Source organism: Catenulispora acidiphila DSM 44928, from assembly GCF_000024025.1.
Taxonomy (GTDB): domain Bacteria; phylum Actinomycetota; class Actinomycetes; order Streptomycetales; family Catenulisporaceae; genus Catenulispora; species Catenulispora acidiphila.
Window position 1 is genome coordinate 2,802,692 of sequence record NC_013131.1, and the last position, 13,516, is coordinate 2,816,207.

Annotated in this window: 12 protein-coding genes; 7 read left to right on the forward strand and 5 right to left on the reverse strand. The window is 71.2% G+C overall.

Features of this window, described 5'->3' with window-relative positions; translation table 11 throughout:
* Positions 1-38 precede the first annotated feature (38 nt).
* The 3 genes from lpdA (at position 39) to CACI_RS12365 (ending at position 5,044) form a co-directional block, all read left to right on the forward strand.
* Positions 39-1,442, forward strand: a complete 1,404-nt coding sequence (lpdA, locus tag CACI_RS12355; protein WP_012786690.1) for a dihydrolipoyl dehydrogenase — start codon at positions 39-41, stop codon at positions 1,440-1,442.
* A gap of 117 nt (positions 1,443-1,559) precedes the next feature.
* A complete protein-coding gene (locus CACI_RS12360) occupies positions 1,560-2,396 on the forward strand; it encodes an SAM-dependent methyltransferase (protein WP_012786691.1) in 837 nt (278 codons plus the stop codon).
* Between the two features lie 53 nt (positions 2,397-2,449).
* Positions 2,450-5,044 (forward strand): putative bifunctional diguanylate cyclase/phosphodiesterase, encoded by a 2,595-nt coding sequence (locus CACI_RS12365; RefSeq protein ID WP_012786692.1) that lies wholly within the window; start codon positions 2,450-2,452, stop codon positions 5,042-5,044.
* Between the two features lie 14 nt (positions 5,045-5,058).
* Here the strand turns inward: CACI_RS12365 and CACI_RS12370 are convergent, their stop codons facing one another.
* Positions 5,059-5,853, reverse strand: coding sequence for an alpha/beta fold hydrolase (locus CACI_RS12370; RefSeq protein ID WP_012786693.1), 795 nt, complete (start codon positions 5,851-5,853; stop codon positions 5,059-5,061).
* Positions 5,854-5,882: 29 nt separating this feature from the next.
* Here CACI_RS12370 and CACI_RS12375 point away from each other — a divergent pair, with 29 nt between their 5' ends.
* From CACI_RS12375 to CACI_RS12385, 3 genes are read left to right on the forward strand one after another with little or no spacing between them, the layout of a single operon-like run.
* Complete coding sequence (locus CACI_RS12375) at positions 5,883-7,262, forward strand: FAD-binding oxidoreductase (protein ID WP_012786694.1); 1,380 nt, start codon at positions 5,883-5,885, stop codon at positions 7,260-7,262.
* Positions 7,259-8,413, forward strand: coding sequence for a (Fe-S)-binding protein (locus CACI_RS12380; protein WP_012786695.1), 1,155 nt, complete (start codon positions 7,259-7,261; stop codon positions 8,411-8,413). Before CACI_RS12375 ends, CACI_RS12380 begins: the two co-directional genes overlap by 4 nt.
* Complete coding sequence (locus CACI_RS12385) at positions 8,410-9,666, forward strand: alanine racemase (RefSeq protein WP_012786696.1); 1,257 nt, start codon at positions 8,410-8,412, stop codon at positions 9,664-9,666. The genes CACI_RS12380 and CACI_RS12385 overlap by 4 nt, the downstream gene beginning before the upstream one ends.
* Here the strand turns inward: CACI_RS12385 and CACI_RS12390 are convergent.
* Both CACI_RS12390 and CACI_RS12395 read right to left on the reverse strand, forming a co-directional pair.
* Complete coding sequence (locus CACI_RS12390) at positions 9,657-10,226, reverse strand: HD domain-containing protein (protein ID WP_012786697.1); 570 nt, start codon at positions 10,224-10,226, stop codon at positions 9,657-9,659. The two genes, CACI_RS12385 and CACI_RS12390, sit on opposite strands and share 10 nt — an antisense overlap.
* A 26-nt stretch (positions 10,227-10,252) precedes the next feature.
* On the reverse strand, positions 10,253-10,642 hold the full coding sequence (locus CACI_RS12395; protein WP_012786698.1) for a RidA family protein: 390 nt from the start codon (positions 10,640-10,642) through the stop codon (positions 10,253-10,255).
* A gap of 21 nt (positions 10,643-10,663) precedes the next feature.
* Here CACI_RS12395 and CACI_RS12400 point away from each other — a divergent pair, with 21 nt between their 5' ends.
* A complete protein-coding gene (locus tag CACI_RS12400) occupies positions 10,664-11,254 on the forward strand; it encodes a CGNR zinc finger domain-containing protein (RefSeq protein WP_012786699.1) in 591 nt (196 codons plus the stop codon).
* Between the two features lie 29 nt (positions 11,255-11,283).
* On the opposite strand, the gene CACI_RS12405 is transcribed toward CACI_RS12400, so the two are convergent.
* Both CACI_RS12405 and CACI_RS12410 read right to left on the reverse strand, forming a co-directional pair.
* Entirely contained in the window at positions 11,284-11,781 is a 498-nt protein-coding gene (locus CACI_RS12405; RefSeq protein WP_085953850.1) for a hypothetical protein, read from the reverse strand.
* Positions 11,782-11,840: 59 nt separating this feature from the next.
* A complete protein-coding gene (locus CACI_RS12410) occupies positions 11,841-13,421 on the reverse strand; it encodes a carbohydrate binding domain-containing protein (RefSeq protein ID WP_012786701.1) in 1,581 nt (526 codons plus the stop codon).
* Between the last annotated feature and the right edge of the window lie 95 nt (positions 13,422-13,516).

Sequence of the window (13,516 nt, forward strand, 5' to 3'; positions counted from 1 at the left end):
CAGGCGTGCCTCACGCCCCGGCGGTTAGAGTCGGAGCCATGAGCACGCATTTCGATGTCGTCGTCCTGGGCGCGGGGCCCGGCGGGTACACAGCGGCGGTCCGCGCGACGCAGCTGGGCAAGACTGTCGCTGTTGTGGAGGAGCGCTACTGGGGCGGGGTGTGCCTCAACGTCGGGTGCATCCCCTCCAAGGCGCTCCTGCGCAACGCGGAGCTGGCGCACACCGTGCAGCACGAGGCGAAGATCTACGGGATCTCCTCCAACGGCCCGATCACCTTCGACTACGGCGCCGCCTACGAGCGCAGCCGCCAGGTCGCCGACGGCCGCGTCAAGGGTGTCCACTACCTGATGCGCAAGAACAAGATCGCGGAGTACGACGGCCGCGGCACGTTCCTGGACCAGAACACCCTCAGCGTCGCGAAGTCCGACGGGACCAGCGAGACCCTCACCTTCGACCACTGCGTCATCGCCACCGGCGCGCGCACCCGGCTGCTGCCGGGCACTCAGCTCTCCGAGCGCGTGGTCACCTATGAAGAGCAGATCCTGTCCGCCACGCTGCCGGAGAGCATCGTGATCGCCGGCGCCGGAGCGATCGGCGTGGAGTTCGGTTACGTGCTCAACAGCTACGGCGTGAAGGTCACCATCGTCGAGTTCCTGGAGCGCATGGTCCCGCTGGAGGACGCCGAGGTCTCCAAGGAGCTGGCCCGCCAGTACCGCAAGCTCGGCGTCGACGTGCTCACCGGGACCCGGGTGGAGACCATCGACGACTCCGGTCCCAAGGTCCGGGTCACGGTCAGCGGCAAGGACGGCGCGCAGCAGGTGCTGGAGGCCGACAAGGTGCTGCAGGCGATCGGCTTCTCGCCGAACGTCGACGGCTACGGCCTGGACAAGACCGGCGTGGCGCTCACCGAGCGCGGCGCGATCGCCGTGGACGGGCGCGGGCGCACCAACGTCGCGCACATCTTCGCCATCGGCGACGTCACCGCCAAGGTGATGCTCGCGCACGTCGCCGAGACCCAGGCGATGGTCGCCGCCGAGACCATCGCCGGCGCGGAGACGATGGAGATCGACTTCGTGATGGTGCCGCGCGCCACCTACTGCCAGCCGCAGATCGCCAGCTTCGGCTGGACCGAGGAGCAGGCGCGCCTGGAGGGCTTCGACGTCAAGATCGCCAAGTTCCCGTTCAGCGCCAACGGCAAGGCCGCGGGCCTGGGCGACGCGGTCGGCTTCGTGAAGGTGATCAGCGACGCCAAGTACGGCGAGCTGCTAGGCGCGCACCTCATCGGCCCTGAGGTGACCGAGCTCCTGCCCGAGCTGACCCTGGCTCAGCAGTGGGACCTGACGGTCCACGAGGTGGGCCGTAACATCCATGCCCACCCGACGCTCGGCGAGGCTGTGAAGGAAGCAGTCCACGGGCTTGCCGGACATATGATTAACATGTAGATCAGCGTCTTGACGTGGTGCCCGGCGCGACCCGCCCCCACCTGACCCGAGCTGCTCCGGGCGCCACGTCGAACACCCGCCCCACCTGCGGGAACCCCACCCCCGGAAGGTTCCGACATGACCGACAGCAGACCGGAATGGGCCCCGGCCGCCATCGACCTGGACCAGCCCAGCTCCGCGCGGGTCTGGGACTACTTCCTCGGCGGGTCGCACAACTTCGAGGTGGACCGGCGTGTCGCCGAACAGGCCATCGCCTTCAAGCCCGACATGCCCGACCTGGCCCGCCAGGTGCGCATGTTCCTGCAGCGCGCCGTCCGCACCGCCGCCGCTGCCGGCATCGACCAGTACATCGACATCGGCGCCGGCGTCCCGACCATGGGACCGGTCCACGAGATCGCGCGCGAGACCGTCCCGCACGCGCGCGTCGTCTACGTCGACCACGACCCGGTGGCGGTCGCCCACGGCCAGGCCCTGCTCGCCGACGACCCCGACGCGGTCTTCATCCAGGCCGACGCCCGCTCCCCGCGGGCCATCCTGGACCACCCCGAGGTCCACGCCCTGATCGACCTCGACCGCCCGGTCGCCGTCGTCCTGTGCTCCCTGCTGCACTTCGTCTCCGCGGACGACGATCCCGCCGCCCTGGTGGCGACCCTGCGCGCGGCGATGGCACCGGGCAGCCACCTGATCGTCCAGCACGCCTCCCACGACGGCCAGTCCGGCGACATCATCAAGATGCTCCAGATGTGGAACGCCAACTCCCCGGAACCGATGTACTGGCGCACCCACGACGAGATCGAGAACCTCCTCGCCGGCTTCACCATCCTCGATCCCGGCGTGGTCCCCCTGCCCCTGTGGCGCCCCGAAGCCGAAGACCGCGCCGGCGCGGCCGAGAATCCGGAACGCTACGCCTCCTATGCCGCCGTGGGCACCAAGCCCGGGGCAACGGCCGACTGACGACTGACGACGACTGACGACGACTGACGACGCGGACAGAGAGGCAGACGGTCGTGGCACGCTACGCGGAGTTCGGGATCGGAGAGTCCGACCCCGCTTCCGGGCTGCCCGGGATCGGCTCAGGCGGGGCGCCGACCGCGGTCGGGGGCTTGGTAGACGGCGACACGCGACGCGACTTCGAGGCCGCGGCAGCAGGCAGCGCTCCGACCCCCGAACCGCACCCGACCCCCGACGGCGCCCCGGACGGCGCCACGGTGCCGAAGCCGGCCGCCGGACGCGCCACCTCGCACGAGTCAGCCGCCGGCGATCCCGCAGCCTCGGCGAATCCGCCTTCTGCCGATCCCGCTGGGGCTCCCGCGACCGGCTCCGAAGCCGATCACGCCCCGATCGCCGCCACCTGGTCCGAAGCGCACCCCTTACCCGACCCCGATTCCCACCCCGACCCCCGCCCCGACCGCCCGGTCATAGCCGGCCTCGTCGACCTCCGCTTCGCCACCACCACCGACCCGGCGGCGCGCGAAGCCGCCGCTTTGTCCGAGGCGGCCGACCTGCCTCCGGCCGCGCCGCCGGCCGCCGCGCTCGACGGCACTCCCACCGATGCCTTCGCGCGGGCCTGGGCCGTCGCGCTGTCGGCCGCCGCGGCCACGCCGCTGGGCTTCGACCACGCGCTGCGGGTCGTCACACCGCTGGCCGAGCAGGTCGTCGCCGCGCCGGACGATCCGGAGCTGGCGCGCAAGATCGGTGTGACCGCGGCCGGCGCGCTGATCGACGCGCACTGCTTCCAGGGCGCCTGCGTCGCCACCTCCATCGAGGTCGTCGACCGCCATCTGCCGCCCTACCTGCGTCCGGAGACCCGCTCCGCGCTGCGTGCCGGGCTGGCTTCGGCCTTCGCCGAGGGACTGCGCGAGCGCACGCGCGCCGAGCAGTCGTCGATCCACGAGGCCGTGCTCACCGCCTACCGGGCCGGCGAGGCGCGCTTCCGTACCGTGTTCCGCAACGCCGCCCTCGGCATCGTCATCACCGACAAGCACGGCCAGGTGCTGGAGGTGAACCCGGCGCTGGCCGAGATGCTCGGCGTCGACGCCTACGCCGCGCGCGGCCGCACCATCAGGAACCTGATCGACCCGACCGAGCCCGGCGAGTACTGGCGCGGCTACAACGCCCTGCTGGCCGGGGAGCAGACCGAGGCCGAGGCCGACACCCGCATCCGGCGCCTCGACGGCGGCGTGGTCTGGACGCACGTGCGCACCACCGCCGTCCGCGACGACAGCGGCGACGTCGCCCTGGTCATAGCGCTGCACGAAGACGTCACCGAACGCCGCCGCGCCACCGACCAGCTGCGCCACCAGGCCACCCACGACGCCCTGACCGGCCTGCCCAACCGCGTCCGGCTGCTCGACGCGGTCGAGGAACTGCTGCGCAGCGCCGGCCCGGAGGACCGCCTCGGCCTGTGCTTCCTGGACCTCGACGGCTTCAAGGGCGTCAACGACACCCTCGGCCACCAGGCGGGCGACGAGCTCCTGACCGAGATCGCGCACCGCCTCTCCGCCGCCACCGACCCCCGCCGCCACGTCGTGGCCCGCATGGGCGGCGACGAGTTCGTGATCCTGTTCCGTCGCACCCAGGGCGCGCAGTCGGTGTTCCCGGTCATCGAGAAGGTCCTGGACGCCGTCCGCCAGCCGGTCCTGCTCGACGGCCACAGCGTCACCGTCACCGCCAGCGCCGGCCTGGTCGAACGCCCCGCCGCCGCGGCCTCGGCGACCGAACTGCTGCGCGCCGCCGACATCACGCTCTACTGGGCCAAGTCCGCCGGCAAGGCCGACTTCGCGCTCTTCGACGAGGACCGCAACGCCCGCGAGGTCCACCGCTACGCCCTGGCGCAGGCGCTCCCGGCAGCCCTGGACTCCGGCGAGATGTTCCTGGACTACCAGCCGATCGTGGACCTGGCCGGCGGCCGCCCGCCGATGGTCGAGGCGCTGGTCCGCTGGCGCCACCCCGAGCGCGGACTGCTCAAGCCCGAGGAGTTCATCCCCGTCGCCGAGGAGACCGGCGCCATCGTCGAGCTCGGCCGCTGGGTCCTGGACCGCGCCGTCCGCGACGCCGCGGCCTGGCCCGACGGCCCGGCGGTCGCCGTGAACGTCGCGGTCCGCCAGGTGCACGACTACGGCCTGGTCCGCGAGGTCGCCACCGCACTCGAGGTCTCCGGCCTGCCGCCCCGCCGCCTGTGCCTGGAGATCACCGAAACCGCCCTGATGGACACCGAGGAGGACGGCCTCCCCGGACCCGGCACCCTGCGCACCCTCGCCGACATGGGCATCGGCATAGCCGTCGACGACTTCGGCACCGGCTACTCCAACCTCGCCCGCCTCCGCGACCTGCCGGCCACCTCCCTGAAGATCGACGCCTCCTTCGTCGCCGACCTCGGCCACCCCGACGCCGGCGACTTCGCCGAATCAGTCATCATCAGCCTCGTGGCCCTGGCCCACGCCGCCGGTATGACCGTCACCGCCGAGGGCATCGAGACCGCCGACCAAGCACGCCGCCTGACCACGCTCGGTGTCGACTACGGCCAGGGCTTCCACTACTCGCGACCGGTGTCCGCCGAGCGGATAGAAGCGGTGATGGCAGAGCTCGGCGCCCAGAAGTAAGGCGCGGCAGCCGATCAGTGCTCGGCGAGGAAGTCCAGCACCACCGGACCGGCGACGTCGCGGAACTCGTCGAAGTACGCGTGCCGAGCACCCTCGATCAGCACCATCCGCGCGTCCGGAATCCGTTCGGTGATCAGCGGTGCGTTGGCTGTCGGGTTGAACACGTCGTCGGTGCCGTGCACCACCAAGGTCGGCGCGGCGATCGTCGGCAGCACGTCCCAGGCGTCGTGCTTGCCGCTCGCCGTCAGGTGACGCCCCTTCGCGTAGGCGGGCATCTCCGGATCGCCGACCACGTAATAAGGGCCCTGATGCGATGCCAGCCAATCCGGCGTGTACATCAGCTCCAGCAGATACCGGTCCGCCGCAACGCGATCAGAGCTCGCCAGCGCCTGCCGCACCGAGCGGTCCCGCTCGACCGCGTGCGCGCCGCCCGGCGACGTGCAGCCCAGCACGAGTGCCCCGACCCGCTCCGGGAAGTCGGCGGCCAGCCACTGCGCGACCCGGCCACCCATCGACGTGCCGTAGACCCGCGCCCGCGCGATGCCCAGATCGTCGAGCACCGCCACGACGTCCGTCGCGAAATCCCTGGTGCTGTAAGGCTCGTCGGGCTTGTCACTACCTCCGGTGCCACGCCAGTCCAGCGTGATGGTGCGGTGGCCCGCGTCCTGGAAGGCGGCGCGCGCCGAGTCCCACCAGCGGTGGGTGTTGGACTGTCCGGCGAGCAGCACCAGCGGCGTTCCGCTGCCGGCGCTCTGGTACGCGATTGCGGTTCCGTCCGCCGCGGTCGCCTTCCCGGCCTCTAGTGTCATGCCGATCATCCTCTGCCAGGCTAGGGACCATGGACAAGATCCCACCCGCCGCGATCGCCGATCTGCAGGCCCTGCTGGGGGAGCGCGTGCTCACCGCGCCCGGGGCGCTGGCCGCCTACGGCCGCGACGCCACGCCGCTGTTCCGGCACGCGCCGGACGTGGTCGTGCAGCCGCTGACCACCGAGGAGGTCGCCGCGGTGATGCGGATCGCGACCCGCCACCGGGTCCCGGTCACCACCCGCGGCGCCGGGACGAACCTGTGCGCGGCCACCGTGCCGCTCTCCGGCGGGATCGTGCTGTCCACGACCCGGATGACCGCCCTGACGGAGGTCAGCCGCGAGGAGATGCTGGCGGTGTGCCAGCCGGGCGTCACCGCCGGGGCGCTGAACCGTGCGGCGGCGGCCGTCGGGCTGATCTACGTCCCCGACCCGGGCAGCAAGGAGGCCTCGACGGTCGGCGGCAACGTCGCCACCTGCGCCGGCGGACTGCGCGGCCTGAAGTACGGGGTCACCCGGCAGTACGTGCTCGGCCTGGAGGCGGTCCTGCCCGACGGCGAGGTCATCCGCACCGGCGGCCGGCTGGTGAAGGACGTCGCCGGCTACGACCTGACCCGCCTGCTGGTCGGCTCCGAGGGCACGCTCGCGGTGATCACCGAGATCACCATGGCGCTGGTCCCGAATCCCGCCGCCGCCCGCTACGGCGTCGCCTACTTCGAGACCATGGCCGAGGCCTGCGAGGCGGTCCGTGACATCGTCGCCTCCGGTCCCGCGCCGGCGACGCTGGAGTTCATGGACGCGGTCTGCATCGCCGCTGTCGAGGACTTCGCGCACCTGGGCCTGCACCTGGACGCCGGAGCCCTGCTGCTGTTCGGCGACGACGGCGAACCCGACGCCGTGGACCGCTCCGTGGCCCGCATGGCAGAGGTCTGCGGCAAGCGCGCCACCCGCATCGACCTCGCCGAGTCCGTCGCCGCCGCCGAGGACCTGCTCGCCGCCCGCCGCTGCAACCTGCCAGCGCTGGCGCGCAGCGGCAGCATGACGATCCTGGAGGACGTGACCGTCCCGCGACCGAAGCTCGCCGAGATGGTCGCCTTCGTCGCCGCGACCGCCGACAAGCACGGCGTGCGTATCGGCACCTTCGGCCACGCCGGCGACGGCAACCTGCACCCCACCGCCGTCGTCGACGGCGACGACCCGGCAGCGGCGAAGGCGGCGATGGCCGCCTTCGACGAGATCTTCCGCCGCGCCGTGGACCTCGGCGGTACGATCACCGGCGAACACGGCGTGGGCGCGGCGAAGCTGCCCTACCTGGAACACCGATTGGGGCCCGAGCAGATGGCGCTGCTGCGGCGGATCAAGGGCGCGTTCGACCCGCTCGGTCTGCTCAACCCCGGGAAGCTGGGATCGTGAGCGAGGACACCAGCCGGCGGGAGATGCCCGAGTCCGAACCCGCGGGCATCTTCAGCAAGGACCTGCTGGACGCCTGCATCTCCTGCGGATTCTGCCTCCCGGCGTGCCCGACCTACGCCCTCACCGGTCAGGAACAGTCCTCCCCGCGCGGCCGCATCACCTTGATGCGCCTGCTGGAAACCGGCGATCTCGCCGCCGACGACCCCACCCTCGCCGAGGAGGCCTCGCTCTGCCTGGGCTGCCGCGCCTGCGAGACCGTGTGCCCGGCCGGCGTCCAATACGGACACCTCCTGGAAGAGTGGCGCGACGAGCAGTGGAGCGGTTTGAAGCGACCGTGGATCGTTCGGCCGCTGCTGCTGGTCGCGAACCGCAAGTGGGTCCTGCGGCTGCTCGGTCTGGTTCGCCGCAGCGCCCGCAAACGCAGCGGCAGCAGTAGTAGCAGTAGCGGCACATCCGACCAGCCCACGCTCATGCTCGGCTGCTTCGAGCGCGCGCTGTTCCCCTCGGTCAGCCGCAACATTGCCGCGCTCGACCCGAACCTCACCGTCGATCCCGACCAGGGCTGCTGCGGCGCCCTGCACGCGCACAACGGGGACCTCGACCAAGGCCGCGACCTGGCGCGCAAGCTCGGCGAACAGCTTCCCGGCACGATCGTCACCACCAGCGGCGGCTGCGCGGCGCACCTGGCGGACGTGATCGGCAGGGACCGCGTCGTCGAGGCTTCCGAGTGGCTGCTCAAGCAGGACACCGCGACTGCGCAAAACACCGCAGTCGCGCGAAGCACTGCGACCGAGCAGCGCCCCCTACGCGTCGGACTCCAGGACAGCTGCCACCTGCGCAACGGTCTCGGCGTCTGGAGGGAACCCCGCGAACTCCTCGGCCGCACCGCCACCTACGTCGAGCTGCCCTCCGCCGGCTCCTGCTGCGGCGCCGCCGGGACCTACGCCCTGGTCCGTAAGAAGGAGAGCAAAGCCATTCTGGCCAAGAAGATCGCCGAGATCGAGGCGGCGGACCTCGACCTGGTGATCGCGGTCAACCCCGGCTGCCTGCGCCAACTCCAGACCGGTCTGCGCAAAGCCAAGAGCCGCACCAAAGCCGTGCACATCGTCGACTACCAGCGAGGCGACTACCGCCGAGGCGATAAGGCATGACCGCGAGCGACCTCCTCGACGCCTCCTTCAAAGGCCTGCCCCTGCACGCCGCCGTCACCCTCGACGACCTCGGATCGCAGGGCTGGAACATCCGCCGAGGCGACACGTCCACGCCGGTTGCCGTCCTGCGCGACGCCGCCCTGGACGCCAACCTCGACGTGATGCGCCGCTTCTGCGCCACCGCCGGCGTCAGCATCGCCCCGCACGCCAAGACCACCATGTCCCCGCAGCTCATCGCCCGCCAGCTCGCCGCCGGCGTCTGGGGGCTGACCGCCGCGCTGCCCGCGCAGGTGCGGATGCTGTGGTCCTTCGGCGCGTGCCGGGTCCTGATGGCCAACGAGCTCACCGACCCGGCGGCGCTGCGCTGGCTGGCCCGCGAACTCGCCGCGCATCCCGAACGCGAGCTGCTGTGTTACGTCGACTCCCTCGACGGCGTCCGGCTCGCCGAGCAAGCCTTCGCCGAAGCCGACACCGTCCTGCCGGTCCTGATCGAACTCGGCCACGCAGCCGGCCGCACCGGCGTTCGCGACCGCGAAACCGCCCTCGCCGTCGCCGAAGCCGCGGCAGCGGCGCCGCACCTGGCTGTCGCGGGCGTCGCAGGCTACGAAGGCACGATCGGCCACGACCGCACCCCGGAAACCATCGCCCGCGTCGACGCCTTCCTCACCGACCTGCGCGACCTCGCCGCCGCCCTCGCCGACCGCGGCCTGTTCGCCCCCGACCGCGAACCGATCGCCTCAGCCGGAGGCAGCAGCTTCTTCGAACGCGTCGCGCAGATCCTCGGCCCGCTCACCGCCGACGGCATCCGCGTCGTCCTGCGCAGCGGCTGCTACCTGACCCACGACAACGGCCAATATGCGACCCTGACCCCCAGCACCCGCCCCGAGTGGACGCTCCCGCCGTTCCAGGCGGCCCTGGAGGTATGGACCCGCGTCGTCTCCCGCCCCGAACCCGGCCTCGCCCTCCTGAACGCCGGCCGCCGCGACCTCTCCCACGACGCCGGCCTCCCGATCCCGCTGACCGCCTGGCGCGACACCACCGACACCGCGATCGACCTCGACGAGGGCGCCCACATCAGCGCCCTGAGCGACCAGCACACCTTTCTCCGCATCGATCCCGACAGCCCCCTGGCCGTCGGCGACCTGGTAGCCCTCGGCGTCTCGCACCCCTGCATGACCCTCGACCGCTGGCGGCTGTTCCTGCTGGTGAACGAGGACTACGACGTCATCGGCGGCGCCCGCACCTACTTCTGAGCCGCTGGCCTCGCAGTCACCGGCTTCTGCGTCACCGGGAACTGCATCTGGTACGCCAACCGCTCGTCGGCGCCGTCGGCGATGTCCGTGAGCAGCGTGTCCAGTTCCAGGAACTCGTCCCACACCTCGCGTCCGCTCTCCGCCGCCAATACCGCGACCACGAGGTCTTCGAGGTCGACGCGCCGGTGGCCCTTCCACACGGTGTCGGCGAGGCTCACGAGCAGCTCGTCCAGTGTGGATTCGGCGCTGGGCGTCGAGTGGTTCGCCGCGTACTTCGCCAACTCCGGTGCGATTCCCTTGGCCAGCAACAGATCGCGCCCGGCGTGCTCGTGCTCGGACCCCGGACCGGACAGCTCGCCCGGATGCAGCGCCTTGCCGATGTCGTGCGTCGCCGCGCCGAACAAAACGGCGTCGGCATCTACAGACAGCCCGCGTTTCGCAGCCCAGGCAACGAGTTCTGCCGCGACATCGTGCACAGCCCGCAGATGCGCGATGAGCCGGGGCGGCGCCGCGACCTCCTCCAGCAACTCCATCGCGCGCGGCGGGAGCGGACGCAGCATCGGCGACGTCGTCTCATCGGCCTCCACTAGAGAACCGCGATCGCGTCGATCTCCACGAGGAAGCGCGGGTTGGCCAGACCGGCGACCACATGCACCGTGATCGTCGGCGGGTCGCCGGCGTCGCCCCAGGCCTCGCGGAAGGCGCCGAAGCCCTCGCCGACCGGCTGGCCCTGGACGATCGCCACGTTCCAGCGGACGACGTCCGTGAGCTTCGCGCCGGCCGCCTCCAACGCCGCCTCGAGGTTGCGCAGCGCCTGATGGGCCTGTTCGCTGAGCGTTTCGCCGACGATGGTGCCGTCGGCCGTGATCGCGTTCTGGCCGCCGACATAGACCGTGCGGGACGGCGACTCCACCACGATGGCCTGGGTGAAAGCCGGGTTCCGCGATAGGGAGTCCGGATTCAGGTACGTCTTCATGAAACCATCTAAGATGGTTACATGGCTCGCCTGCAAGGCCTCCCGCCCGACCAGGCCCGCCGCTTCCGCACCGGACGCGCCGGGCTCGACCTCGCGCACACCGGCGGCGACGGGCCGTATGCCAAGTTCGAGCTCTTCTTCGTCCCGGAGGACGTCTCACGCTGGCTGGAAGTGATCGCCGACCTGGACGGGATCGAAGCGGACGCCGACGACGTCACCGCCGCCCGGGACCTGCGGCGCGCGATCTGGAACACCGCGCACCGAGCCATCGCCGGCGAGCAGGCAGCTGAACCGGACCGGCAGGCGATCAACGCAGCCGCTGCCCACCCCGCACCGGTGCCGATGCTGACGCGGGACGGCACAGCGGAGTTCCACCGGCCGATCACCGCGCGGCACGTGCTCTCGATGCTGGCCCGCGACGCCGTCGACCTGTTCGCCTCACCGCTCGCCGCCCGGATCCGGGTCTGCTCGGCGCCGGACTGCGGGCTGCTCTACGTCGACCAGTCCCGCACCGGCAACCGGCAGTGGTGCTCGATGCAGCGCTGCGGGACCCGCGCCAAGGTCCGCGCCCACCGCGAGCGCGCGCAGACACCGCCGAGCGAGGACCTCTGAGGGTCCTAGATCGCAGACCTCTGAGGGTTCTAGAGCGGCAACCCCGAGGGCACATCCGGCAGCCCCACCGGACCGGTCGGCAGCACGTCGGCGAGATAGGCGTCCATGTCGGGCTTCTCGGTCATCAGCACATGCCGGATCCACGCCGACCGCTCGTGGACCACGACCCCCAGTTCGTACACGCACCCGAGCACCGGCGGCTGCACCGGCGCCAGGTTCCCGGGATCCTCGTCCGGGCTGCCCAGAAACGGCACGCCGCCGGTCGCGAACTTCCCGTAGATCACGTTGTCCCAGTACCAGCTGTAGACGTTCAGGTGCAGCCCGGCGCCGCTGCGGAACAGCACGGTGAACGCCGCCGGCGGCGTCTCGTCCGGCGGCGCGAGCATGTCGGCGATCAGCGCGTTCGCGCTCGCCTCCCAGTCCGGGCGGATCGGCGTCGCGTCGCGGGCGATGTGGTAGCGCTTGACCGCGCGGCCGTCGATGACGTCGGTGCCGGCGTGCCAGGCGATAGGGGTCCGGTAGCTCATGAGGCGACCATAAAAGGGCACCACTGACATCTCCTGTCAGTGGTGCCCCGGTGTCCTGCTCAGCCGGTGTACTGCACCAGGATCTTGGTGAAGTCCCACGGGTTCTGCGAGACGCTCGAGCACGTCCCGTCGGCCCAGTTGTGCGGCACGCTCGGGTCGCACACGCGGTCCCGGTTGGCCGACCAGTAGGAGAACCACGCCGGGTGGTTCGCCTTGGCGAAGCCGAGCAGCGCGGAGAAGTCGCTCTCCTGGAACAGCTCGGAGGGCTGGTCGGTGTGGCCGTTCATGATCTGCAGGCCGAGGTGCGACCAAGCCTGCGACGTGCTCCAGCCGTAGATGGACTGCAGCTGCGAGATGGCGTCGTTGGCGATCGCCTCGGTCTGGCCGACCTCGGTACCGGAGGTCAGACCGGTGTCGAAGTCCATGATGTTGATGACGTCCAGCCGCGCGCCGGCCGCCACCGCCTGCTTGATCTCATCGACCCCGGAGCCCGGGAAACCGACCGTGGTCATCGGGATGGTCAGCGAGACCACCAGATTCGGGTTGTTCTGCTCCAGGATCTTGATGGCGCCGAAGCGGACGGCGGTGTTGCTGTCCAGCGCGGTGTTCTCGTAGTCGAAGTCGACGTGCTTCAGCTGGTACTTGGTGATCACCTTCTGGTACGCCGCCGCCAGCGAGCTGGCGCTGCCGCACGAGGACCCGAGCTCGGTGCCGTTGTAGCCGCCGAAGGAGACCGCGGCGTCACCGCCGGCCGCCCGCAGGGCGCTGATGTCGCCCAGGACCGTGGTGTCGGAGGACACCGGGGTCGAGGCGTTGCCGCCCCAGGCCGGGGTGCAGCCGCCGGAGTCCAGGACGAAGGCCAGGTTCAGCTCCTTCTCCCCGGCGTTGACGATGGCGGAGATCGCCTGCGGGCTGTTGTCCAGCGGCATGAAGTACGCCGGGTGGTTGAAGCCGGAGTTCGGCGGCGGCGGGGGAACCGAGCTCGGCGACGAGGACGGCGTCGTCGGGGTGGTCGGCGGCGTCGTGGGCGTGGTCGACGGCGTGGTCGGGCTGCTCGGCGTGGTCGGCGGGGTGCTCGACGAGCCGGTCCCGGCCGGTCCCAGCAGGCTGACGTCGTCGCCGTGGTAGGTGCCCTGGCCGTACCAGCCGTGCAGGTAGACCGTGACGCTGGTGGTCGAGGCGCCGGTGGTGAACGTCGTGGTGAGCTGGTTCCACGCCGCGTTGCTGCTCCAGGTGCTCGGATCGGTCCCCCCGGTTCCGCTGGCGCCGAGGTAGACGTAGCTGCCCTGTACCCAAGCGGACAGCGTGTAGGACGAGTTCGGCTGCACGCTCACGCTCTGCGTGCACTGCGCGTCGTCCGAACCCGCCGGCGTGGCACTGAGGGCGTAGGACCCGGAGTGCACCGGAGTGCTCACCACGGACCCGCTGTTGGCACTGCACGTCCACCCGGTGAGCGCCCCGGCCTCAAAGCCCGGATTCACCACCAGATTCGCAGCGGCGGCATTGGCACCGCCGGCCGCCACCGCCACCCCCGCGGCGGCCAGCGCGCCCGCCGCGACCACCCCGACCACACCCGCGGCCCGCCGCGAACGCACCGGCGGCCGGTCTCTGCCTCCTGCTGTACCGAGCTCCCTGTTCATCAGGACTCCTCATTGCTGCGGCTTGTGAGCGACCCCGCAGGGTGGAGCGTGGACTAGACCATTGGAGACGTCAAGGGACTAGACCAGTTACGTCG